17 protein-coding genes, 6 tRNA genes and 3 rRNA genes are annotated in these 23,691 nt (G+C 54.8%); 3 read left to right on the plus strand and 23 right to left on the minus strand.

What is annotated here, in order from left to right:
* Positions 1-54: 54 nt before the first annotated feature.
* The 21 genes from rpoB to tyrS all read right to left on the minus strand — a co-directional run bounded on the left by rpoB (position 55) and on the right by tyrS (position 18,755).
* Positions 55-4,128, minus strand: coding sequence for a DNA-directed RNA polymerase subunit beta (gene rpoB / locus ACOYXG_RS23960; protein WP_027614262.1), 4,074 nt, complete (start codon positions 4,126-4,128; stop codon positions 55-57).
* A 221-nt stretch (positions 4,129-4,349) separates the two neighbouring features.
* On the minus strand, positions 4,350-4,715 hold the full coding sequence (gene rplL / locus ACOYXG_RS23965; RefSeq protein WP_007962228.1) for a 50S ribosomal protein L7/L12: 366 nt from the start codon (positions 4,713-4,715) through the stop codon (positions 4,350-4,352).
* Positions 4,716-4,789: 74 nt separating this feature from the next.
* Complete coding sequence (gene rplJ, locus ACOYXG_RS23970; RefSeq protein WP_003228752.1) at positions 4,790-5,290, minus strand: 50S ribosomal protein L10; 501 nt, start codon at positions 5,288-5,290, stop codon at positions 4,790-4,792.
* 198 nt (positions 5,291-5,488) lie between these two features.
* Positions 5,489-6,184, minus strand: a complete 696-nt coding sequence (gene rplA / locus ACOYXG_RS23975; protein WP_003228754.1) for a 50S ribosomal protein L1 — start codon at positions 6,182-6,184, stop codon at positions 5,489-5,491.
* Positions 6,184-6,615, minus strand: coding sequence for a 50S ribosomal protein L11 (gene rplK / locus ACOYXG_RS23980; protein WP_003228756.1), 432 nt, complete (start codon positions 6,613-6,615; stop codon positions 6,184-6,186). Before rplK ends, rplA begins: the two co-directional genes overlap by 1 nt.
* Positions 6,616-6,732: 117 nt before the next feature.
* Positions 6,733-7,266, minus strand: a complete 534-nt coding sequence (gene nusG, locus ACOYXG_RS23985; RefSeq protein WP_025113545.1) for a transcription termination/antitermination protein NusG — start codon at positions 7,264-7,266, stop codon at positions 6,733-6,735.
* Positions 7,267-7,275: 9 nt separating this feature from the next.
* On the minus strand, positions 7,276-7,644 hold the full coding sequence (gene secE, locus ACOYXG_RS23990) for a preprotein translocase subunit SecE (RefSeq protein ID WP_041074957.1): 369 nt from the start codon (positions 7,642-7,644) through the stop codon (positions 7,276-7,278).
* A gap of 45 nt (positions 7,645-7,689) precedes the next feature.
* A tRNA-Trp gene (locus tag ACOYXG_RS23995) sits at positions 7,690-7,765 on the minus strand.
* A gap of 53 nt (positions 7,766-7,818) precedes the next feature.
* Entirely contained in the window at positions 7,819-9,012 is a 1,194-nt protein-coding gene (tuf, locus tag ACOYXG_RS24000; protein WP_024014521.1) for an elongation factor Tu, read from the minus strand.
* An 84-nt stretch (positions 9,013-9,096) separates the two neighbouring features.
* Positions 9,097-9,172 (minus strand) — tRNA-Thr (locus ACOYXG_RS24005).
* Between the two features lie 26 nt (positions 9,173-9,198).
* Positions 9,199-9,272, minus strand: a tRNA-Gly gene (locus tag ACOYXG_RS24010).
* Positions 9,273-9,296: 24 nt separating this feature from the next.
* Positions 9,297-9,381: transfer RNA gene (locus tag ACOYXG_RS24015), tRNA-Tyr, on the minus strand.
* Positions 9,382-9,523: 142 nt separating this feature from the next.
* Positions 9,524-9,961: a hypothetical protein gene (locus ACOYXG_RS24020; protein WP_460354362.1), complete on the minus strand. Its 438-nt coding sequence runs from the start codon at positions 9,959-9,961 to the stop codon at positions 9,524-9,526.
* Positions 9,962-9,968: 7 nt separating this feature from the next.
* Entirely contained in the window at positions 9,969-10,718 is a 750-nt protein-coding gene (locus tag ACOYXG_RS24025; RefSeq protein WP_027614312.1) for a pantothenate kinase, read from the minus strand.
* Entirely contained in the window at positions 10,708-11,661 is a 954-nt protein-coding gene (birA, locus tag ACOYXG_RS24030; RefSeq protein WP_460354365.1) for a bifunctional biotin--[acetyl-CoA-carboxylase] ligase/biotin operon repressor BirA, read from the minus strand. Before birA ends, ACOYXG_RS24025 begins: the two co-directional genes overlap by 11 nt.
* A 132-nt stretch (positions 11,662-11,793) precedes the next feature.
* Positions 11,794-11,909: ribosomal RNA gene (gene rrf, locus ACOYXG_RS24035) — 5S ribosomal RNA — on the minus strand.
* A 154-nt stretch (positions 11,910-12,063) separates the two neighbouring features.
* Positions 12,064-14,955: ribosomal RNA gene (locus ACOYXG_RS24040) — 23S ribosomal RNA — on the minus strand.
* Between the two features lie 247 nt (positions 14,956-15,202).
* Positions 15,203-15,278 (minus strand) — tRNA-Ala (locus ACOYXG_RS24045).
* A gap of 29 nt (positions 15,279-15,307) precedes the next feature.
* A tRNA-Ile gene (locus ACOYXG_RS24050) sits at positions 15,308-15,384 on the minus strand.
* 81 nt (positions 15,385-15,465) lie between these two features.
* A 16S ribosomal RNA gene (locus ACOYXG_RS24055) occupies positions 15,466-17,002 on the minus strand.
* The 16S, 23S and 5S rRNA genes sit together here with 2 tRNA genes alongside, the layout of an rRNA operon.
* Positions 17,003-17,555: 553 nt before the next feature.
* The gene (gene tyrS, locus ACOYXG_RS24060) at positions 17,556-18,755 is read right to left on the minus strand and encodes a tyrosine--tRNA ligase (RefSeq protein WP_460354367.1); all 1,200 of its coding nucleotides are present in this window, start codon (positions 18,753-18,755) and stop codon (positions 17,556-17,558) included.
* A gap of 212 nt (positions 18,756-18,967) precedes the next feature.
* Between tyrS and ACOYXG_RS24065 the strand changes: the two genes are divergently transcribed.
* Positions 18,968-20,392, plus strand: coding sequence for a peptidoglycan DD-metalloendopeptidase family protein (locus ACOYXG_RS24065; protein WP_027610744.1), 1,425 nt, complete (start codon positions 18,968-18,970; stop codon positions 20,390-20,392).
* A gap of 3 nt (positions 20,393-20,395) precedes the next feature.
* Entirely contained in the window at positions 20,396-21,487 is a 1,092-nt protein-coding gene (locus ACOYXG_RS24070) for an anhydro-N-acetylmuramic acid kinase (RefSeq protein WP_115988781.1), read from the plus strand.
* Positions 21,488-21,562: 75 nt separating this feature from the next.
* On the opposite strand, the gene erpA is transcribed toward ACOYXG_RS24070, so the two are convergent.
* Positions 21,563-21,913, minus strand: coding sequence for an iron-sulfur cluster insertion protein ErpA (erpA, locus tag ACOYXG_RS24075; protein WP_003228776.1), 351 nt, complete (start codon positions 21,911-21,913; stop codon positions 21,563-21,565).
* Between the two features lie 168 nt (positions 21,914-22,081).
* Complete coding sequence (argC, locus tag ACOYXG_RS24080; protein ID WP_007966420.1) at positions 22,082-23,116, minus strand: N-acetyl-gamma-glutamyl-phosphate reductase; 1,035 nt, start codon at positions 23,114-23,116, stop codon at positions 22,082-22,084.
* Between the two features lie 135 nt (positions 23,117-23,251).
* On the opposite strand from argC, the gene hemJ reads away from it, so the two are divergent.
* A complete protein-coding gene (gene hemJ, locus ACOYXG_RS24085) occupies positions 23,252-23,680 on the plus strand; it encodes a protoporphyrinogen oxidase HemJ (RefSeq protein ID WP_027610742.1) in 429 nt (142 codons plus the stop codon).
* The last annotated feature ends 11 nt before the right edge of the window (positions 23,681-23,691 follow it).

Here is a 23,691-nt window from a genome sequence, read left to right on the forward strand (position 1 = left end):
TCCTGGCGGAGCAGAGAGCGGGCAGTCCTGCCCCGCTCTCGATCGCGTCACGTGTTATTCGGTTTCCAGATCGATATCGATGCCGAGGGAACGAATTTCCTTGATCAACACGTTGAAGGACTCGGGCATGCCCGGCTCCATACGGTGATCGCCATCCACGATGTTTTTGTACATCTTGGTACGGCCGTTCACATCGTCCGACTTCACTGTGAGCATTTCTTGCAGAGTGTAAGCGGCACCGTATGCTTCCAGTGCCCAGACCTCCATCTCCCCGAAACGCTGACCACCGAACTGTGCCTTACCACCCAGCGGCTGCTGGGTAACCAGGCTGTACGAACCGGTAGAACGCGCGTGCATCTTGTCGTCTACCAAGTGGTTCAGCTTCAGCATGTACATGTAGCCAACGGTAACTGGACGCTCGAACTTGTTGCCGGTACGGCCGTCAGTCAGCTGCATTTGGCCGCTTTCCGGCAGGTCTGCCAGTTTCAGCATGGCCTTGATTTCGCTTTCCTTGGCGCCGTCGAACACTGGAGTGGCCATTGGAACGCCGCCACGCAGGTTTTTCGCCAGATCCAGGATTTCCTGATCGGAGAAGCTATCCAGATCTTCGTTACGACCGCCGATCTGGTTGTAGATCTCGTCGAGGAAGGTACGCAGTTCAGCGACTTTACGCTGCTCTTCGACCATCCGGTTGATCTTCTCGCCCAGACCTTTGGCCGCGAGGCCCAGGTGGGTTTCAAGGATCTGACCAACGTTCATACGCGAAGGTACGCCCAACGGGTTGAGGACGACGTCGACCGGGGTGCCATTGGCATCGTGCGGCATGTCTTCAACCGGCATGATCACGGAGACCACACCTTTGTTACCGTGACGACCGGCCATCTTGTCGCCCGGCTGGATGCGACGACGGATTGCCAGGTAAACCTTGACGATTTTCAGCACGCCTGGAGCCAGGTCATCGCCCTGCTGCAGTTTGCGCTTCTTGTCTTCGAACTTGTCGTCCAGCAGACGGCGACGATCAACGATGTAGGCCTGAGCCTTCTCGAGCTGCTCGTTCAGAGCATCTTCAGCCATGCGCAGTTTGAACCACTGACCATGCTCAAGACCGTCGAGAACTTCGTCGGTGATGTCCTGACCTTTCTTCAGACCGGCGCCGCCTTCAGCCTTGTGGCCTACCAGAGCGGAGCGCAGACGTTCGAAGGTCGCGCCTTCTACGATACGGAACTCTTCGTTCAAATCCTTGCGGATCTCGTCCAACTGGGACTTCTCGATCGACAGAGCACGAGCATCACGCTCAACGCCGTCGCGGGTGAAGACCTGTACGTCGATGACAGTACCTTTGGTACCGGTAGGTACACGCAGGGAGGTGTCTTTAACGTCGCTGGCTTTTTCACCGAAGATCGCACGCAGCAGTTTTTCTTCCGGAGTCAGTTGGGTCTCGCCTTTCGGAGTGACTTTACCGACCAGGATGTCGCCTGCGCCTACTTCAGCACCTACGTAAACGATACCGGCTTCGTCCAGCTTGTTCAGTGCAGCCTCACCCACGTTCGGGATGTCCGCAGTGATTTCCTCTGGGCCAAGCTTGGTGTCACGAGCCACACAGGTCAGTTCCTGAATGTGAATCGTGGTGAAGCGGTCTTCCTGAACCACACGCTCGGACAGGCAGATGGAGTCTTCGAAGTTGAAGCCGTTCCATGCCATGAACGCGATGCGCATGTTCTGACCCAGTGCCAGTTCACCCATGTCGGTGGACGGGCCGTCAGCCATGATGTCGCTACGCTGAACGCGATCACCCTTGCTCACCAGCGGACGCTGGTTGATGCAGGTGTTCTGGTTCGAGCGGGTGTATTTGGTCAGGTTGTAGATGTCGACACCAGCTTCGCCAGTTTCAACTTCGTCATCAGCAACACGAACCACGATACGGCTGGCATCAACGGAGTCGATCACGCCGCCACGACGAGCCACGACGCAAACGCCGGAGTCGCGGGCCACGTTACGCTCCATGCCGGTACCTACCAGCGGCTTGTCAGCGCGCAGGGTTGGTACAGCCTGACGCTGCATGTTCGAACCCATCAACGCACGGTTGGCGTCGTCGTGCTCGAGGAACGGAATCAGCGACGCTGCAACCGAAACTACCTGCTTCGGCGAAACGTCCATCAGGGTGACGTCTTCCGGCGCCTTGACGGTGAATTCGTTCAGGTGACGTACGGCTACCAGTTCGTCGATCAGGACTTTCTGCTCGTTCATGGTCGCCGAAGCCTGCGCGATCACATGATCGGCTTCTTCAATGGCGGACAGGAACACGATCTCGTCGGTGACTACACCCTCTTTCACCACACGGTACGGGCTTTCCAGGAAACCGTACTGGTTGGTGCGGGCATAAGCAGCCAGGGAGTTGATCAGACCGATGTTCGGACCTTCCGGCGTTTCAATCGGGCATACACGACCGTAGTGAGTCGGGTGTACGTCACGGACTTCAAAGCCTGCGCGCTCGCGAGTCAGACCGCCAGGGCCGAGTGCAGAGACACGACGCTTGTGGGTGATCTCGGACAGCGGGTTGTTCTGGTCCATGAACTGCGAGAGCTGGCTGGAACCGAAGAACTCTTTTACCGCCGCAGCCACTGGCTTGGCGTTGATCAGGTCTTGCGGCATCAGGCCTTCGCTTTCAGCCATCGACAGACGCTCTTTGACCGCACGCTCAACACGTACCAGGCCAACGCGGAACTGGTTCTCGGCCATTTCGCCTACGCAGCGAACACGACGGTTACCCAGGTGGTCGATGTCATCGACGATGCCTTTACCATTACGGATGTCGACCAGAGTCTTCAGGACCGCGACGATGTCTTCCTTGCACAACACGCCCGAACCTTCGATCTCGGTACGACCGATACGACGGTTGAACTTCATCCGGCCGACCGCAGACAGGTCATAGCGCTCAGGGCTGAAGAACAGGTTGTTGAACAGGGTTTCGGCAGCGTCTTTGGTCGGCGGCTCGCCTGGACGCATCATGCGATAGATCTCGACCAGTGCTTCCAATTGGTTGCTGGTGGAGTCGATCTTCAGCGTGTCGGAGATGAACGGACCGCAGTCGATGTCGTTGGTGTACAGAGTTTCGATGCGAACAACGCCGGCCTTGGCGATTTTCGCCAGGACTTCGGTCGACAGCTCGGTGTTGCACTCTGCCAGGATTTCGCCGGTAGCCGGATGCACGATGACCTTGGCGGTGGTGCGACCCAGGACGTAGTCCAGAGGCACGTCCAGCTCTTTGATCCCGGCCTTTTCCAGCTGGTTGATGTGGCGGGCAGTAATACGACGGCCCTGCTCGACAATAACCTTGCCTTTATCGTCCTGGATATCGAGGACAGCTACTTCACCGCGCAGACGCTGCGGCACCAGTTCCAGGCTCAGGCCTTCGCCTTTAACGTGGAATACGTTGGTGGTGTAGAAAGCGTCCAGCACTTCTTCGGTGGTGTAGCCGAGCGCGCGCAGCAGCACCGAGGCCGGCAGCTTGCGACGACGGTCGATACGCACGAACACGCAGTCTTTCGGGTCGAACTCGAAGTCCAGCCACGAACCGCGGTAAGGAATGATGCGCGCGGAGTACAGCAGTTTACCGGAACTGTGCGTCTTGCCGCGGTCGTGGTCAAAGAACACGCCCGGGGAACGGTGCAGCTGGGAAACGATAACACGCTCGGTACCGTTGATTACGAAGGTACCGTTCTCAGTCATCAATGGGATTTCGCCCATGTAGACTTCTTGCTCTTTGATGTCCTTGATCGCTTTGTTCGACGATTCTTTGTCGAAAATGATCAGGCGCACTTTTACCCGCAAAGGTACGGCGAAAGTTACACCGCGCAATACGCATTCTTTGACATCAAATGCCGGTTCGCCCAGGCGATAACCGACGTACTCCAGCGCAGCATTGCCGGAGTAGCTGATGATCGGGAAAACGGATTTGAAGGCCGCATGCAGGCCCACGTCGCGGAACTGATCTTTAGTCGCTCCCGCTTGCAAGAATTCACGATACGAATCCAGCTGGATGGCCAGGAGGTACGGCACATCCATGACGTCCGGCAACTTGCTAAAGTCCTTGCGGATACGTTTTTTCTCAGTATATGAGTAAGCCATCAGCGTTCCCCAGCTTGGTCACCTGCTTGTTTGGCCCCTCCCGACGGGAGCAGCCAGAAAATCGTGCAAACCCCATGGTTTGCGCCACCGCATCGGGTGGTTACAGCGCCTTTATCAGCACCGACCCAGTCGGCTGCCAATAACGGAAAAAGGCCGGTGGCAAGAGCCACCAGCCATCAGCCTGTCGCTTGACGCTCGGGCTGGAGGAGCAAAGTCGATACTTATTTCAGCTCGACTTTAGCGCCTGCTTCTTCCAGCTTCTTCTTGGCGTCTTCAGCAGCTTCTTTCGAAACGCCTTCAGCTACAACCTGAGGAGCGCCGTCTACTTTCTCTTTGGCTTCTTTCAGGCCCAGACCGGTCAGTTCACGAACTGCCTTGATCACGTTAACCTTCTTCTCGCCAGCTTCCAGCAGAACAACGTTGAACTCGGTTTGCTCTTCAACAGCAGCAGCAGCTACAGCTGGGCCAGCCGAAGCAGCAGCAGCGGTAACACCGAAGGTTTCTTCCATCGCTTTGATCAGCTCAACGATTTCCACTACGGATTTCTGGCCGATTGCTTCGATGATTTGTTCGTTAGTCAGAGACATGACTCAATTCCTGAATTGGGGGACGGCCTACGCGACCATCGAAATAAACAAAAAACGCGAGAAGTTGACGAGCCTTAGGCTGCGGCAGCTTCTTTCTGGTCGCGAATTGCCGCCAGAGTACGAGCCAACTTGCTGGTAGCGCCTTGAATCACGCTCATCAGCTGAGAAATTGCTTCGTCACGGGTCGGCAGAGTTGCCAGTACGTCGATCTGATTAGCTGCGAGGAACTTGCCCTCGAACGCAGCTGCCTTGATCTCGAACTTGTCCTGACCCTTGGCAAACTCTTTGAAGATACGGGCAGCAGCGCCCGGATGTTCGTTCGAGAATGCAATCAGGGTCGGGCCGGTGAACACGTCGTTGAGGACACTGTATTCAGTGTCAGCAACTGCGCGCTTGAGCAGGGTGTTACGTACAACACGTACGTAAACGCCAGCTTCACGAGCCTCTTTACGGAGTCCGGTCATTGCGCCTACTGTTACGCCACGGGCATCAACCACGACAGCGGACAGAGCGACTTTGGCAGCCTCGTTGACTTCAGCGACGATGGCCTTCTTGTCTTCGAGATTAATTGCCACGGGTTTAACTCCTGCTTGTTACCGTTTCACTCGGTCGAAACCGAATGTCGTTTTGGTGTCTGATTCGGTAAGGAACCGGGAGCACCATCTGCGTAGGCTTGTGGTTTAAGGCTTGCGCCGCCTACGGTCTTGGATAGCCCCCGCCAGGCAGGGACCCCAATCTTTCAATTGGCGCGAATAATCGCGCCAACCTTTGTCTTACGCGTCCAGCGAGCTCTGGTCGATAACCAGACCTGGGCCCATAGTGGTGCTCAGGGTAACGCGCTTGACGTAAATACCTTTCGAGGAAGCTGGCTTGATACGCTTCAGATCAGCGATCAGGGCTTCAACGTTTTCCTTCAGCTTGACGGCATCGAAGCCGATCTTGCCAACGGAAGTGTGGATGATGCCGTTTTTGTCGGTGCGATAACGAACCTGACCAGCCTTGGCGTTTTTAACCGCGGTAGCTACGTCTGGAGTTACGGTGCCGACTTTCGGGTTAGGCATCAGGCCACGTGGACCGAGGATCTGACCCAGCTGACCTACAACGCGCATGGCATCCGGGGATGCGATCACTACGTCATAGTTCAGGTCGCCGCCTTTCATTTCGGCAGCCAGGTCGTCCATACCTACACGGTCAGCGCCGGCAGCCAGAGCGGCCTCAGCAGCTGGACCCTGGGTGAACACAGCAACGCGAACGGTCTTGCCAGTGCCGTGTGGCAGCACAGTAGCGCTACGAACAACCTGGTCGGATTTACGCGGGTCTACACCCAGGTTTACAGCAACGTCGAACGACTCGCTGAACTTGACAGTCGACAGCTCAGCCAGCAGAGCAGCAGCGTCTACAATGTTGTAGGCCTTGCCTGCTTCGATTTTGCCGGCGATAGCCTTTTGACGCTTGGTCAGCTTAGCCATTACACACCCTCCACGTTAAGGCCCATGCTACGAGCAGAACCGGCGATAGTACGCACGGCTGCATCCATATCAGCTGCAGTCAGATCCGCGTTTTTGGTTTTCGCGATTTCTTCCAGCTGAGCACGGGTAACAGTGCCAACCTTAACGGTGTTCGGACGAGCGGAACCGCTGGTCAGACCGGCCGCCTTCTTCAGCAGAACCGAAGCAGGGGTGGATTTGGTTTCGAAAGTGAAGCTACGGTCGCTGTAGACAGTGATGATCACTGGAGTCGGCAGACCTGCTTCAAGACCCTGAGTACGGGCGTTGAAAGCCTTGCAGAATTCCATGATGTTCACGCCGTGCTGACCCAGAGCAGGACCAACAGGTGGGCTTGGGTTAGCCTGAGCGGCCTTCACTTGCAGCTTGATGTAAGCGGTAATCTTCTTGGCCATGAGGCACTCCAATTACGGGTTCGAACGCCTCGAAAGGCTCCCCGGTTACTTGCGCGTTTATCCCAGTGACGACAAAACCCCACAGCCTAGGGCTGCGGGGTTGGGATGCTTGTTCAGCTAGACCTTTTCGACCTGACTGAACTCCAACTCTACCGGAGTAGAGCGACCGAAAATAAGCACTGCCACCTGGACACGGCTCTTTTCGTAGTTAACTTCTTCGACGGTGCCGTTAAAGTCAGCGAATGGACCGTCAGTAACACGAACTACCTCACCCGGCTCAAACAGAGTCTTCGGTTTCGGCTTATCGCTACCATCAGCCACGCGACGCAGAATGGCTTCCGCCTCTTTGTCGGTGATTGGAGCAGGCTTGTCGGCGGTACCGCCAATGAAGCCCATCACCCGAGGAGTATCCTTGACCAAGTGCCAAGTACCCTCATTCATATCCATCTGTACCAGCACATAGCCTGGGAAGAACTTGCGTTCGCTTTTGCGCTTCTGGCCATTACGCATTTCAACCACTTCTTCAGTGGGAACCAGAATTTCGCCGAAGCCATCTTCCATGCCAGCCAGCTTAACGCGCTCAATCAGCGAGCGCATGACATGCTTCTCGTAACCCGAGTAAGCATGCACAACGTACCAACGCTTAGCCACGGGACACCCTTAGCCGACAATCAAGGAAACAAGCCAGCCGAGCAGGGAATCAACACCCCACAACAGCAACGCCATAACGATAACCACAGCAACAACGATCAACGTTGTCTGCGTGGTTTCCTGGCGAGTTGGCCATACGACTTTACGAATCTCGGTGCGCGCTTCCTTAACCAGTACAAAGAACGACTTGCCCTTTGCAGTCTGCAAGCCTACAAAGGCAGCTACAGCAGCAATTACGAGCAAAGCGAGTACACGGTACAGGATCGGCGAAGCAGCGTAATACTGATTGCCAACAACGCCAACAACCACCAAAGCAGCTACTACAAGCCACTTGAGCAGATCGAAGCGAGAGCCTTGAGCTTCAGCCTTAGGAGTCATCTATGAAGATCCTGTGAAAAGAAAGCCAGACACACCGAGTGAATCTGGCAGGTCAGGAGGGAATCGAACCCCCAACCTACGGTTTTGGAGACCGTCGCTCTGCCAATTGAGCTACTGACCTAAAACAAAATCAGGCCGACCATTATGCCGGCCCGAAAAATACATTACAACCGCTTATTCGATGATTTTAGCTACGACGCCAGCGCCGACGGTACGACCGCCTTCACGGATAGCGAAACGCAGACCGTCTTCCATCGCGATGGTTTTGATCAGGGTAACAGTCATCTGAATGTTGTCACCTGGCATTACCATTTCAACGCCTTCTGGCAGCTCGCAGTTACCAGTCACGTCAGTAGTACGGAAGTAGAACTGTGGACGGTAGCCTTTGAAGAACGGAGTGTGACGACCGCCTTCTTCCTTGCTCAGAACGTAAACTTCTGCGGTGAACTTGGTGTGCGGCTTAACCGAACCTGGCTTAACCAGAACCTGACCACGCTCAACGTCGTCACGCTTGGTACCACGCAGCAGAACGCCGCAGTTCTCGCCAGCACGACCTTCGTCGAGCAGCTTGCGGAACATCTCAACACCGGTGCAGGTGGTGGTAGTGGTGTCACGCAGACCAACGATTTCCAGTGCATCTTGAACGCGAACGATACCGCGCTCGATACGACCAGTCACAACAGTACCGCGACCCGAGATCGAGAATACGTCTTCGATTGGCATCAGGAATGGCTTGTCGATCATACGAACTGGTTCTGGGATGTAGGTATCCAGAGTTTCAACCAGCTTACGAACGGCAGTGGTGCCCATTTCGTTGTCGTCTTTGCCTTCCAGCGCCATACGAGCCGAACCGATGATGATCGGAGTGTCGTCGCCTGGGAAGTCATAAGTAGACAGCAGGTCGCGAACTTCCATCTCAACCAGTTCCAGCAGCTCAGCGTCGTCTACCAGGTCAGCCTTGTTCAGGAAAACCACGATGTACGGAACGCCTACCTGACGGGACAGCAGGATGTGCTCACGGGTTTGCGGCATCGGACCATCAGCGGCCGAGCAAACCAGGATCGCGCCGTCCATCTGGGCAGCACCGGTGATCATGTTCTTCACGTAGTCAGCGTGACCTGGGCAGTCAACGTGAGCGTAGTGACGAATAGTCGAGTTGTACTCAACGTGAGCGGTGTTGATGGTGATACCGCGAGCTTTTTCTTCTGGAGCGCTGTCGATCTTGTCGAATTCAACTACGGCCGAACCGAAAACTTCGGAGCAGACGCGAGTCAGAGCAGCGGTCAGAGTGGTTTTACCGTGGTCAACGTGACCAATGGTCCCTACGTTGACGTGGGGCAGGGAACGATCAAATTTTTCCTTAGCCATCGATAACACCCTCAACAGAAGAATTAGACGAACGATATCTACCATTAAAACAAAGGCAGATATTTTCATATCTGCCTTGTTATATGGAGCTCTTGAGCGGATTTGAACCGCTGACCTCACCCTTACCAAGGGTGTGCTCTACCAACTGAGCTACAAGAGCGTAACACTCTGCACAACCTGCAAACTTGGAGCGGGTAGCGGGAATCGAACCCGCATCATCAGCTTGGAAGGCTGAGGTTCTACCACTAAACTATACCCGCGGAGCTTGCAGCTCACGCTAAAAATGGTGGAGGGGGAAGGATTCGAACCTTCGAAGTCGTAGACGTCAGATTTACAGTCTGATCCCTTTGGCCGCTCGGGAACCCCTCCTAAGCGAGCCGGCATTCTATACTATGCCGACCTTCTGTCAAGCATTTTCTCATTAAAAACCTGAGGTTAGCTGCGTTGACACCACTCCGCTTTGACAACCTGTTTAGGTGTTCGCTGTGGAGCGGGCGCCATTCTATGCAAACTATTCCAGCGGTGCAACCCCCTCACACAGCATTATTTTATGTTTTAACTCATTGAATTCCTTGGAAAGGTTCTGCAACTGCACATCCCCCAATAAACGCTGGCTCTCGGGCGCAATGCGCAACCAATATCCAGGCTCGGGAAGATCCTTTTGCGATGCCTGAACCTTCACACTCATGCCCGCTAGACGCATCTGTAGCGCGGAAAGGCTGCTTTCTTGAGTCAAACCACCCAAAAACAGACACTCCTGTCCGGTATGGCGCGCGCCTTGCACTCCCGCCGAGTCACCAGTCGCCTCACTCAATAAGCGAATATCTTGCTGGGACCCGCGGTACATGCTGAGAGGAGTGACATCTTTTGCACGCAAGGGCGCCTCCTGCTGATGCCAGACGTAATAGAACACATTGAGAACAACGAGCAGCAGGAACAACCAACGCATACAAACCTCAAGTTAAAGGACACGCCATCGCCAACCCTACAAATACCAGGTCAGGGACGATCCGAGCATCAGGCACGACGTCCGCCACCAATCCAGCATCGCCACCGGTAATAAAGACAGCAAAGCGCTCCCCCCAATAGGATCGAGCCATTTCCATCTGGGTCAGAACGAAACCTCTCAACATTAAAGAGCACCCTCGCTCCACCGCCTCGACGGTACTGCGCCCCGGAGCATGGCTCGTCAACGCTTTTTCGGCAGCCAAGTCCCCATAACGGATTTTCCGGGTATGTGTACGTAATTGGTTACGCATCAAAGGCATCCCTGGGCAAATGAATCCTCCAAGGTGCTCTCCTTCGGCATTAATAAAATCGGCTGTCACAGCAGTGCCGAAATCCAGAATCAGACAGGCGCCGGCAGCCAGATGAAAGCCACCGAGCATCGCCAACCAGCGATCCAGCCCCAAGCGTTCATAGTCGTCATAGCCATTCCTGACACCAGACATTTCACTGGCCGACTTTGCGCAAACGACCGAGATGCCGAACGTCTGCTCGAGAATTCGGGTGAGCGCAGCAGTTTCTTCGCTGGTTCTTACGCTGACCAACCGACATTTGCGCAACGACAGGCTCTCAAATGCACACAAGCTATCCACCAGAGCCTGATCCGAGTCGACAACACCTTCCGCGAAAAGACCACCAGCAGCCGTATTCAATACGCGCCACTTGATAAAGCTATTCCCACAGTCGAGCTCAAGAATCATCACGCAACCTCAGACTGAGCTCACCACCACTAAATACTTTTTCCACGCCGTCCACCTTCAAGCGCAGCGCACCCTGGCTATCAATACCAAGCACTACGCCTTCTATATGACTAACGCCCGCAACCAAAGAAACCGGGCGACCTTGCCACATGTGATCCTTTTCCCATTCCTCCTGGAACGCAGAGAAACCATGGACCTGATGACGCTGGATATAACCGCGCAGTTGGTCGCTCAGCTCAGCCACCAAGACGTTGCGATCGCAGGTTTGACCCGTCTCGAGTCGAATTGACGTCCATTGCTGGTCAACTTTTTCAGCAACCTGCATGTTCACATTAATGCCTATACCCAGCACCACATGGCAAACATCTGCCGGATCCCCTACTAGCTCAAGAAGAATACCGGCGATTTTCTTGTTCCCGACCAGCACATCGTTGGGCCACTTCAATCCTGCGCCCGCCACCCCCAGCTTTCGCAGGGCATGCATAACAGCCAAACCGACCACCAGACTCAAGCCCTCAAGCTGGCGCATGCCACCTTCAATGCGCAGGACCAGGCTGTAGTAGAGATTTTCAGCAAAAGGGCTTACCCATTTGCGGCCTCTGCGACCGCGACCGGAAATCTGTCGTTCGGCCAATACCAGAAACGGCGCCGCTCGACCCTGATTGATCGCGCGAAGCGCCTCTGCGTTAGTGGAATCGATGGAATCAAAGACTGTAATCGGCCAAACCGCTGCTAAGGCACTGATCTTCAGGGGGTCGAGGAGCGTCAAGGGTGCAGCCAGTTGATAGCCTCTGCCCCGGACTTTGTTTATGGACAACCCGAGCTCAGCCTCAAGATGCTGAAGCTGCTTCCACACCGCACTTCGACTGATTCCCAGGGTAACCCCCAGAGCCTCGCCGGAATGGAATCGACCATCCTTTAATAGATTCAACAACGTCAGCATGCAGGTCTCGCCTCACAATGAGGTCCGAATAATAGCCATGAGCCGGGCGATTGCATAGAAATCAAGCGCACCACTTTCCTGCGGGCAAAACAAAACCCCAACTGCTTTCGCAATTGGGGTTTCGGAATTTAATCTTGACGATGACCTACTCTCACATGGGGAAACCCCACACTACCATCGGCGATGCATCGTTTCACTTCTGAGTTCGGGATGGGATCAGGTGGTTCCAACGCTCTATGGTCGTCAAGAAATTCGGGTACTGACTCGTGACCGGTTGGCCTCGCTTCAGCAAATCGGGTATGTGATACAGGTGTTTTGTGAGCATCGCGAACTTTCGGTTCATTGCGTCTTCACACACCGCAATCTGGTCTCTTTCGAGCATGCAGATTGCTTGGGTGTTATATGGTCAAGCCTCACGGGCAATTAGTATTGGTTAGCTCAACGCCTCACAGCGCTTACACACCCAACCTATCAACGTCGTAGTCTTCGACGGCCCTTCAGGGAACTCAAGGTTCCAGTGAGATCTCATCTTGAGGCAAGTTTCCCGCTTAGATGCTTTCAGCGGTTATCTTTCCCGAACATAGCTACCCGGCAATGCCACTGGCGTGACAACCGGAACACCAGAGGTTCGTCCACTCCGGTCCTCTCGTACTAGGAGCAGCCCCTCTCAAATCTCAAACGTCCACGGCAGATAGGGACCGAACTGTCTCACGACGTTCTAAACCCAGCTCGCGTACCACTTTAAATGGCGAACAGCCATACCCTTGGGACCGGCTTCAGCCCCAGGATGTGATGAGCCGACATCGAGGTGCCAAACACCGCCGTCGATATGAACTCTTGGGCGGTATCAGCCTGTTATCCCCGGAGTACCTTTTATCCGTTGAGCGATGGCCCTTCCATACAGAACCACCGGATCACTAAGACCTACTTTCGTACCTGCTCGACGTGTCTGTCTCGCAGTCAAGCGCGCTTTTGCCTTTATACTCTACGACCGATTTCCGACCGGTCTGAGCGCACCTTCGTACTCCTCCGTTACTCTTTAGGAGGAGACCGCCCCAGTCAAACTACCCACCATACACTGTCCTCGATCCGGATAACGGACCTGAGTTAGAACCTCAAAGTTGCCAGGGTGGTATTTCAAGGATGGCTCCACGCGAACTGGCGTCCACGCTTCAAAGCCTCCCACCTATCCTACACAAGCAAATTCAAAGTCCAGTGCAAAGCTATAGTAAAGGTTCACGGGGTCTTTCCGTCTAGCCGCGGATACACTGCATCTTCACAGCGATTTCAATTTCACTGAGTCTCGGGTGGAGACAGCGCCGCCATCGTTACGCCATTCGTGCAGGTCGGAACTTACCCGACAAGGAATTTCGCTACCTTAGGACCGTTATAGTTACGGCCGCCGTTTACCGGGGCTTCGATCAAGAGCTTCGCGTTAGCTAACCCCATCAATTAACCTTCCGGCACCGGGCAGGCGTCACACCCTATACGTCCACTTTCGTGTTTGCAGAGTGCTGTGTTTTTAATAAACAGTCGCAGCGGCCTGGTATCTTCGACCGGCATGAGCTTACGGAGCAAGTCCTTCACCCTCACCGGCGCACCTTCTCCCGAAGTTACGGTGCCATTTTGCCTAGTTCCTTCACCCGAGTTCTCTCAAGCGCCTTGGTATTCTCTACCCAACCACCTGTGTCGGTTTGGGGTACGGTTCCTGGTTATCTGAAGCTTAGAAGCTTTTCTTGGAAGCATGGCATCAACCACTTCGTCACCTAAAAGGTAACTCGTCATCAGCTCTCGGCCTTAAGATCCCGGATTTACCTAAGATCTCAGCCTACCACCTTAAACTTGGACAACCAACGCCAAGCTGGCCTAGCCTTCTCCGTCCCTCCATCGCAATAACCAGAAGTACAGGAATATTAACCTGTTTTCCATCGACTACGCTTTTCAGCCTCGCCTTAGGGACCGACTAACCCTGCGTCGATTAACGTTGCGCAGGAAACCTTGGTCTTTCGGCGTGGGTGTTTTTCACACCCATTGTCGTTACTCATGTCAGCATTCGCACTTCTGATACCTCCAGCAAGCTTCTCAACTCACCTTCACAGGCTTACAGAACGCTCCTCTACCGCATCACTTGCGTGATACCCGTAGCTTCGGTGTATGGTTTGAGCCCCGTTACATCTTCCGCGCAGGCCGACTCGACTAGTGAGCTATTACGCTTTCTTTAAAGGGTGGCTGCTTCTAAGCCAACCTCCTAGCTGTCTAAGCCTTCCCACATCGTTTCCCACTTAACCATAACTTTGGGACCTTAGCTGACGGTCTGGGTTGTTTCCCTTTTCACGACGGACGTTAGCACCCGCCGTGTGTCTCCCATGCTCGGCACTTGTAGGTATTCGGAGTTTGCATCGGTTTGGTAAGTCGGGATGACCCCCTAGCCGAAACAGTGCTCTACCCCCTACAGTGATACATGAGGCGCTACCTAAATAGCTTTCGAGGAGAACCAGCTATCTCCGAGCTTGATTAGCCTTTCACTCCGATCCACAGGTCATCCGCTAACTTTTCAACGGTAGTCGGTTCGGTCCTCCAGTCAGTGTTACCTAACCTTCAACCTGCCCATGGATAGATCGCCCGGTTTCGGGTCTATTCCCAGCGACTAGACGCCCTATTAAGACTCGCTTTCGCTACGCCTCCCCTATTCGGTTAAGCTCGCCACTGAAAATAAGTCGCTGACCCATTATACAAAAGGTACGCAGTCACCCAACAAAATGGGCTCCCACTGCTTGTACGCATACGGTTTCAGGATCTATTTCACTCCCCTCTCCGGGGTTCTTTTCGCCTTTCCCTCACGGTACTAGTTCACTATCGGTCAGTCAGTAGTATTTAGCCTTGGAGGATGGTCCCCCCATATTCAGACAAAGTTTCTCGTGCTCCGTCCTACTCGATTTCATGACTAAGAGACTTTCGCGTACAGGGCTATCACCCACTATGGCCGCACTTTCCAGAGCGTTCCGCTAATCTCAAAGCCACTTAAGGGCTAGTCCCCGTTCGCTCGCCACTACTAAGGGAATCTCGGTTGATTTCTTTTCCTCAGGGTACTTAGATGTTTCAGTTCCCCTGGTTCGCCTCTTGCACCTATGTATTCAGTACAAGATAACCATCTTATGATGGCTGGGTTCCCCCATTCAGACATCTCCGGATCAAAGTCTGTTTGCCGACTCCCCGAAGCTTTTCGCAGGCTACCACGTCTTTCATCGCCTCTGACTGCCAAGGCATCCACCGTATGCGCTTCTTCACTTGACCATATAACCCCAAGCAATCTGGTTATACTGTGAAGACGACATTCGCCGAAAATTCGCAAAACTCTTAAGAGTCACTCACAAATTTTACCTTAGCCTGATCCGTTACCAGTGAAAGTAACGTTCAGTCTATCTTTCTATCACATACCCAAATTTTTAAAGAACGATCTAATCAAAAGACTAGAAATCAGCATTCACCATCACAGCGATGGAATGCTCATTTCTAAGCTTTCAAACTTCAGAAGCAGTGGTGGTGGAGCCAAGCGGGATCGAACCGCTGACCTCCTGCGTGCAAGGCAGGCGCTCTCCCAGCTGAGCTATGGCCCCGTATTTCTACAGGTTTCCCACACAAAAATTGGTGGGTCTGGGCAGATTCGAACTGCCGACCTCACCCTTATCAGGGGTGCGCTCTAACCAACTGAGCTACAGACCCAATTTCGGGCTGCTTCTATCGTCTTCTTCAATGAATCAAGCAATTCGTGTGGGAACTTATGGAGCAGCTGATGTCGTCGATTAAGGAGGTGATCCAGCCGCAGGTTCCCCTACGGCTACCTTGTTACGACTTCACCCCAGTCATGAATCACACCGTGGTAACCGTCCTCCCGAAGGTTAGACTAGCTACTTCTGGTGCAACCCACTCCCATGGTGTGACGGGCGGTGTGTACAAGGCCCGGGAACGTATTCACCGCGACATTCTGATTCGCGATTACTAGCGATTCCGACTTCACGCAGTCGAGTTGCAGACTGCGATCCGGACTACGATCGGTTTTGTGGGATTAGCTCCACCTCGCGGCTTGGCAACCCTCTGTACCGACCATTGTAGCACGTGTGTAGCCCAGGCCGTAAGGGCCATGATGACTTGACGTCATCCCCACCTTCCTCCGGTTTGTCACCGGCAGTCTCCTTAGAGTGCCCACCATTACGTGCTGGTAACTAAGGACAAGGGTTGCGCTCGTTACGGGACTTAACCCAACATCTCACGACACGAGCTGACGACAGCCATGCAGCACCTGTCTCAATGTTCCCGAAGGCACCAATCCATCTCTGGAAAGTTCATTGGATGTCAAGGCCTGGTAAGGTTCTTCGCGTTGCTTCGAATTAAACCACATGCTCCACCGCTTGTGCGGGCCCCCGTCAATTCATTTGAGTTTTAACCTTGCGGCCGTACTCCCCAGGCGGTCAACTTAATGCGTTAGCTGCGCCACTAAGAGCTCAAGGCTCCCAACGGCTAGTTGACATCGTTTACGGCGTGGACTACCAGGGTATCTAATCCTGTTTGCTCCCCACGCTTTCGCACCTCAGTGTCAGTATCAGTCCAGGTGGTCGCCTTCGCCACTGGTGTTCCTTCCTATATCTACGCATTTCACCGCTACACAGGAAATTCCACCACCCTCTACCATACTCTAGCTTGCCAGTTTTGGATGCAGTTCCCAGGTTGAGCCCGGGGATTTCACATCCAACTTAACAAACCACCTACGCGCGCTTTACGCCCAGTAATTCCGATTAACGCTTGCACCCTCTGTATTACCGCGGCTGCTGGCACAGAGTTAGCCGGTGCTTATTCTGTCGGTAACGTCAAAATTGCAGAGTATTAATCTACAACCCTTCCTCCCAACTTAAAGTGCTTTACAATCCGAAGACCTTCTTCACACACGCGGCATGGCTGGATCAGGCTTTCGCCCATTGTCCAATATTCCCCACTGCTGCCTCCCGTAGGAGTCTGGACCGTGTCTCAGTTCCAGTGTGACTGATCATCCTCTCAGACCAGTTACGGATCGTCGCCTTGGTGAGCCATTACCTCACCAACTAGCTAATCCGACCTAGGCTCATCTGATAGCGCAAGGCCCGAAGGTCCCCTGCTTTCTCCCGTAGGACGTATGCGGTATTAGCGTTCCTTTCGAAACGTTGTCCCCCACTACCAGGCAGATTCCTAGGCATTACTCACCCGTCCGCCGCTGAATCCAGGAGCAAGCTCCTTTCATCCGCTCGACTTGCATGTGTTAGGCCTGCCGCCAGCGTTCAATCTGAGCCATGATCAAACTCTTCAGTTCAAACATCTTTGGGTTTTTAAGAAACCCTAAACTTGGCTCAGCAATCGTTGGTTACATCTTTGATTTCTCGCGGAGTAACTTGTGATGCTGATAATCTTGTTGACTACCAGTCTGACTCCACAAGCACCCACACGAATTGCTTGATTCAGTTGTTAAAGAGCGGTTGGTTAAGATCTTTCGTCTCAACCGAGGCGCGCATTCTACAGCAGCCTCATTTGCTGTCAAGTGATTATTTTCAGAAGTTTTCGAAGATTTCTTCAACAACTTCAACCACTTGCGCTTCCGATCTCTCGTTAGCGGGAGGCGAATTCTACAGCGTTACACGCTGCTGTCAACACCTCTTTTTCTCCGCTTTCGACCGAGAAGATCGAACCGTCAAAAGAGCCAAACATCACCGCTCTTTCAACTTCTTCCAGACTTCGATGAACTGAAGCAAGCCGCCGTCGAAAACCGCATAACTCGTTGAATCTCAAGGAGTTTTCCGTTTCGACTGCGCCGGAAGTGGGGCGAATTATAGACTTCTAAAATTCGCCGTCAACCCTTATTTCAAACTTTATTCAGTTTTCAGTGTGATACGTGCAAATGCCTTCTTGCCCGCCTGGCAAACGTGGGTCGCGCCCAGCACATATATAAAGGAGCGATCAACCACCTCACCATCCACACGCACACCACCAGAAGCCAACAGATCACGCGCCGCTGCCGAGTTCTTCACCAGCCCTGCCTTATTAAGGACGGCCGCAATTGGCATATCTTCAGCAGAGGCCAGTTCGATCTCCGGCAGATCATCCGGCAGTTCGCCATCCTTCATACGGTTACCGGCAGCGCGATGAGCATTGGCCGCAGCCTCCTCACCATGGAAGCGCGCAACAATCTCTTCCGCCAACTTGATCTTGATGTCGCGCGGGTTAGCCCCCGCCTCGACATCTGCACGGAAGGCATTGATCTCATCCATCGAACGGAAGCTGAGCAGCTCAAAGTAACGCCACATCAACGCATCCGGGATCGAAACCAGCTTGCCGTACATGACACCCGGCGCTTCCTGGATACCAACGTAATTGCCCAACGACTTGGACATCTTCTTCACACCATCCAGACCTTCCAGCAACGGCATGGTCAGAATGCACTGAGCTTCCTGGCCATACCCACGCTGCAGCTCACGCCCCATCAGCAGGTTGAATTTCTGATCGGTACCGCCCAACTCAACATCTGCGCGCAGAGCAACCGAGTCATATCCCTGAACCAGCGGATAGAGAAACTCGTGAATAGCGATCGGTTGGTTGGTGGTGTAACGCTTGTCGAAGTCATCACGCTCAAGCATGCGAGCGACAGTGTATTGCGAAGTCAGCCGAATGAAGTCCGCCGGCCCCATCTGATCCATCCAGGTGGAGTTGAACGCAACTTCGGTCTTCGCCGGATCAAGAATCTTGAACACTTGAGTCTTGTACGTCTCGGCGTTTTCCAGAACCTGCTCGCGAGTCAAAGGAGGACGCGTAGCGCTCTTGCCGCTTGGATCACCGATCATCCCGGTGAAGTCACCAATCAGGAAGATCACCTGATGCCCCAATTCCTGGAACTGGCGCAGCTTATTAATAAGCACGGTGTGACCCAAGTGCAGATCCGGGGCGGTTGGATCGAAACCAGCCTTGATACGCAGCGGCTGGCCGCGCTTGAGCTTCTCGATCAGCTCGGACTCGACCAATAGTTCTTCCGCACCACGTTTAATCAGCGCTAGCTGCTCTTCAACCGACTTCATAACAGACCCGCAAGGCTCAGATTCAAAGGGAACCAACCATACAAGATCGTGCACCAATTACAAGTTTTGCCCGGCGCACGGACACCAATCTGCAGACAGGGTGTCTGTAGACTTGCTTCGGGGATGATTTGGTTATATTTTATACAGTTATTTCATCTTCATCATGTCATTCATCTTTTCCAATTCATCTTTTTTCAAAGTCAAAATTACTTATGACCACTGAACCGTCTAAAGCGCCACCGCTTTACCCGAAGACCCACCTGCTCGCCGCAAGTGGAATCGCCGCCCTTCTCAGCCTGGCGCTCCTGGTATTTCCTTCCAGTGATGTTGAAGCCAAAAAGACGACCCTGAGCCTGGAACTGGAAAGTCCTGCTGAACAACTGACACAAGATCAAGACGCTGCTGACGCGATTCAAGCCACAAATGAGCCAGCAGCCTCACCTTTCGCCCAGATCGAAAACAGCACCGAAGAAACCCCGAAAACCGCTGAAGCCGCACCTGCCCCAGCTCCGGCTGCAGAGAAATCAAAAGCCCCGGGGCACCGCGAAGTCGTCGTATCCAAAGGCGATACGCTCTCTACATTGTTCGAGAAAGTCGGTCTGCCAGCCGCTGCTGTGCACGAAGTGCTGGCCAGCGACAAACAAGCCAAACAGTTCAGCCAGCTCAAGCACGGCCAGAAGCTGGAGTTCGAACTGAACCCGGAAGGCCAACTGAACAGCCTGCACAGCAAGGTCAGCGATGTCGAAACCATTACCCTGACCAAGAATGACAAGGGCTACGCATTCAACCGCGTAACAGCCAAGCCGACCGTTCGCACGGCTTACGTGCACGGCGTGATCAATAGCTCCCTGTCACAATCCGCTGCCCGTGCAGGCCTGTCCCATAGCCTGACCATGGATATGGCCAGCGTCTTCGGCTACGACGTCGACTTCGCTCAGGACATCCGTCAAGGTGACGAATTCGACGTGATCTACGAGCAGAAAGTGGTCAACGGCAAGGCAGTGGGCACCGGCCCGATTCTGTCTGCACGCTTCACCAACCGCGGCAAGACCTACACCGCCGTGCGTTACACCAACAAACAAGGCAACAGCAGCTATTACACCGCTGATGGCAACAGCATGCGTAAGGCGTTCATCCGTACCCCGGTGGACTTCGCCCGCATCAGTTCGAAATTCTCCATGGGCCGCAAACACCCGATCCTCAACAAGATCCGCGCCCACAAAGGTGTCGATTACGCAGCGCCACGCGGTACGCCGATCAAGGCTGCCGGCGACGGTAAAGTATTGCTGGCCGGCCGCCGCGGTGGCTACGGCAACACGGTGATCATCCAGCACGGCAACACCTACCGCACGCTGTATGGCCACATGCAAGGCTTTGCCAAAGGCGTGAAAACCGGCGGCAGCGTCAAGCAGGGCCAGGTGATCGGCTACATTGGTACCACCGGCCTGTCCACCGGACCGCACTTGCACTATGAGTTCCAGGTCAACGGTGTTCACGTCGACCCGCTGGGCCAGAAGCTACCGATGGCAGATCCGATCGCCAAGTCCGAGCGCGCACGCTTCCTTGCGCAGAGCCAACCGCTGATGGCGCGCATGGATCAAGAGAAGGCCACCATGCTGGCTTCGAGCAAGCGCTAAGCCATGGCTCTTTATATCGGCGTGATGTCCGGCACCAGTCTCGATGGGCTGGACATCGCCCTGATCAAGCAGACCTCGGCGATCAAACTGATCGCCACGCATTACATCCCCATGCCTGAATCCCTGCGCGCCGAGCTGCTTGGCTTGTGCGCCAGCGGCCCCGACGAGATTGCCCGCTCGGCGATCGCCCAGCAGCACTGGGTCAAACTCGCTGCACAGGGCATCCATACCCTCCTCGATCAGCAGCAACTAAAGCCTGAGGCCATTCGTGCAATCGGCAGCCATGGCCAGACCATTCGTCATGAGCCCGCTCGTGGCTTCACTGTGCAAATCGGCAATCCCGCACTCCTGACAGAGCTGACCGGCATCACCGTGGTCAGCGACTTCCGCAGCCGCGATGTGGCTGCTGGCGGCCAAGGTGCCCCACTGGTGCCAGCCTTCCATGAGGCCTTGTTCGAAGAGCGTAACGGTAACCGTGCAGTCCTGAATGTCGGCGGTTTCAGCAATCTCAGTCTGATAGAGCCGACCAGGCCTGTAGCCGGTTTCGACTGCGGCCCTGGGAATGTGCTGATGGATGCCTGGATTCATCAACAACGCGGCGAGAACTATGATCGCAACGGCCAGTGGGCAGCCACCGGCACGGTCGAGCCAGTCTTGCTGAAAGCTCTGCTCGGCGACCCGTTCTTCGTGACCAAAGGCCCGAAGAGCACTGGCCGGGAAGTGTTCAACCTGCCGTGGCTGGAGCACCACCTCTCAAGTTTGCCGAGCTTCGCTGCTGAAAACGTTCAGGCAACGCTGCTCGAACTGACGGCGCAGACCATCGTCGAGTCGCTGCAAAGCGCTCAATCCGATACGCGGGAAATGTTGGTCTGCGGCGGCGGCGCTCACAACGCTACGCTGATGAAACGTCTTGCCGACCTGCTGCCTAACGCCACCGTCGCCAGCACCGCCACTCACGGCGTCGATCCGGACTGGGTCGAGGCAATGGCCTTCGCCTGGCTGGCCCATTGCTGCCTCGAAGGCATTGCCGCCAATCGCCCGAGCGTCACCGGCGCCAAAGGCCTGCGAGTACTCGGCGCCATCTACCCGAACTGAACAAAAGACAGGCAACAAAAAACGCCGCAGAACCGTAAGGCTCTGCGGCGTTTTATTGTGTGCAGCAAGGTGCGATCAGATCGAGAACGAAGAGCCGCAACCACAGGTCGTGGTGGCGTTCGGGTTCTTGATCACGAAGCGCGAACCTTCCAGACCTTCCTGATAGTCCACTTCGGCACCCGCCAAGTACTGGAAACTCATCGGATCGACCACCAGACTCACGCCTTCGCGCTCGACGATGGTGTCGTCCTCGGCCACATCTTCATCGAAGGTGAAGCCGTACTGAAACCCCGAACAACCGCCGCCCGTAACGAATACGCGCAGCTTCAAGCGATCATTCCCCTCTTCATCGACCAGGCTCTTCACCTTGTGCGCAGCACCTTGGGTGAATTGCAAAGCCGTGGGGGTGAAGGATTCGACGCTCATGCTGACTATCTCCCGGCGTTACGCCGCCATAATGCGTGATGACGCGCATTATCCGCTTGTCCTAGAAAATCGGTCAACTATTGTTACGGTATATCAATAAACCCGACCAACTGCCCAGAATGCAAAAAGGCCCGTTTGACGGGCCTTTTTGCTGTGTTGCCGAACGTGTTACGGCAGCATACCGGCGTGGGACAGACCGAAGCGCTCATCCAGGCCGAACAGAATGTTCATGTTCTGCACCGCCTGACCCGACGCGCCTTTGACCAGGTTGTCGATCACCGACAGCACCACCACCAGATCACCATCCTGCGGACGATGTACAGCGATGCGGCAGACGTTGGCGCCACGCACGCTGCGGGTTTCCGGATGGCTGCCGGCCGGCATCACGTCGACGAACGGCTCGTTGGCATAACGCTTTTCGAACAGTGCCTGCAGATCCACCGAACGATCAACCACGGTCGCGTAGAGCGTGGAATGAATGCCACGAATCATCGGGGTCAGGTGCGGGACGAAGGTCAGACCGACATCCTTACCGGCAGCGCGACGCAGACCCTGGCGAATTTCCGGCAGATGACGGTGACCTTTCACCGCATAAGCCTTCATGCTTTCCGACGTCTCGGAGTACAGCGAGCCTACAGAAGCACCGCGACCGGCACCGCTGACGCCGGATTTGCAGTCGGCGATCAGGCGAGAAGTATCAGCCAGACCCGCTTCAAGCAGCGGCAGGAAACCCAACTGTGTGGCGGTTGGATAGCAACCCGGTACGGCGATCAAACGCGCCTTCTTGATCTGCTCACGATTGACTTCCGGCAGGCCGTAGACCGCCTCGTCCAGCAACGCCGGCGCACCGTGTGGCTGTCCGTACCATTTGGCCCATTCTTCAGCGTCCTGCAACCGGAAGTCCGCTGACAGGTCGATGACCTTGGTGCCCGCCGCCAACAGTTCACCGGCCAACGCATGGGCAACGCCGTGCGGGGTGGCGAAGAACACAACGTCGCACGCACCCAGGGTTTTGATGTCCGGCACGCTGAACGCCAGACCGTCGTAGTGACCGCGCAGGTTCGGGTACATGTCAGCCACGGCCAGACCGGCCTCGGATCGGGAAGTGATCACTACCACTTCTGCCTGCGGATGCTGTGCCAACAGACGCAGCAGTTCGACACCGGTGTAACCCGTGCCGCCGACGATACCGACCTTGACCATAAACCTGCCCTCAACGAACCCACTGGAAAGCCGTCGATAATAGGGGCCGCGCGCCCCTGCGACAACCATCAAGGTGACGTGCGGACGCTCAAGCCTCTACTATCCCGGCTACCGTGAACCTGGGAATAACCAAAAATGCTCTATCTATGGATCAAAGCGTTTCACATCGTCAGCGTCGTCTGCTGGTTTGCCGGGCTGTTCTACTTGCCGCGGCTGTTCGTTTATCACGCGCAAAGTGAAGACGCGATCAGCAAGGAACGCTTCAGCCTCATGGAGCGCAAGCTGTATCGCGGCATCATGGGCCCGGCGATGATCGCCACGCTGATCTTCGGCGGCTGGCTGATCTACCTCAATCCGGGCATCTTCAGCATGGGCGGCTGGATTCACGCCAAGCTGACCCTGGTGGTCTTGCTGATCGGCTACCACCACATGTGCGGCGCGCAGGTAAAACGCTTCGCCCGTGGCGAGAACACCCGCAGCCATGTCTTTTATCGCTGGTTCAATGAAGTGCCGGTTCTGATATTGCTGGCTATCGTAATTCTGGTCGTGGTCAAGCCGTTCTAACTTCATAACAG

It is taken from the genome of Pseudomonas sp. G3-39 (genome assembly GCF_054790485.1).

Bases quoted from the DNA above. Each gene is read 5' to 3' on its own strand.
- rpoB (WP_027614262.1), bottom strand. From the start codon at position 4,128: ATGGCTTACTCATATACTGAGAAAAAACGTATCCGCAAGGACTTTAGC.
- rplL (WP_007962228.1), bottom strand. From the start codon at position 4,715: ATGTCTCTGACTAACGAACAAATCATCGAAGCAATCGGCCAGAAATCC.
- rplA (WP_003228754.1), bottom strand. From the start codon at position 6,184: ATGGCTAAGCTGACCAAGCGTCAAAAGGCTATCGCCGGCAAAATCGAA.
- rplK (WP_003228756.1), bottom strand. From the start codon at position 6,615: ATGGCCAAGAAGATTACCGCTTACATCAAGCTGCAAGTGAAGGCCGCT.
- secE (WP_041074957.1), bottom strand. From the start codon at position 7,644: ATGACTCCTAAGGCTGAAGCTCAAGGCTCTCGCTTCGATCTGCTCAAG.
- tuf (WP_024014521.1), bottom strand. From the start codon at position 9,012: ATGGCTAAGGAAAAATTTGATCGTTCCCTGCCCCACGTCAACGTAGGG.
- ACOYXG_RS24020 (WP_460354362.1), bottom strand. From the start codon at position 9,961: ATGCGTTGGTTGTTCCTGCTGCTCGTTGTTCTCAATGTGTTCTATTAC.
- ACOYXG_RS24025 (WP_027614312.1), bottom strand. From the start codon at position 10,718: ATGATTCTTGAGCTCGACTGTGGGAATAGCTTTATCAAGTGGCGCGTA.
- birA (WP_460354365.1), bottom strand. From the start codon at position 11,661: ATGCTGACGTTGTTGAATCTATTAAAGGATGGTCGATTCCATTCCGGC.
- tyrS (WP_460354367.1), bottom strand. From the start codon at position 18,755: ATGAAGTCGGTTGAAGAGCAGCTAGCGCTGATTAAACGTGGTGCGGAA.
- ACOYXG_RS24065 (WP_027610744.1), top strand. From the start codon at position 18,968: ATGACCACTGAACCGTCTAAAGCGCCACCGCTTTACCCGAAGACCCAC.
- ACOYXG_RS24070 (WP_115988781.1), top strand. From the start codon at position 20,396: ATGGCTCTTTATATCGGCGTGATGTCCGGCACCAGTCTCGATGGGCTG.
- erpA (WP_003228776.1), bottom strand. From the start codon at position 21,913: ATGAGCGTCGAATCCTTCACCCCCACGGCTTTGCAATTCACCCAAGGT.
- argC (WP_007966420.1), bottom strand. From the start codon at position 23,116: ATGGTCAAGGTCGGTATCGTCGGCGGCACGGGTTACACCGGTGTCGAA.
- hemJ (WP_027610742.1), top strand. From the start codon at position 23,252: ATGCTCTATCTATGGATCAAAGCGTTTCACATCGTCAGCGTCGTCTGC.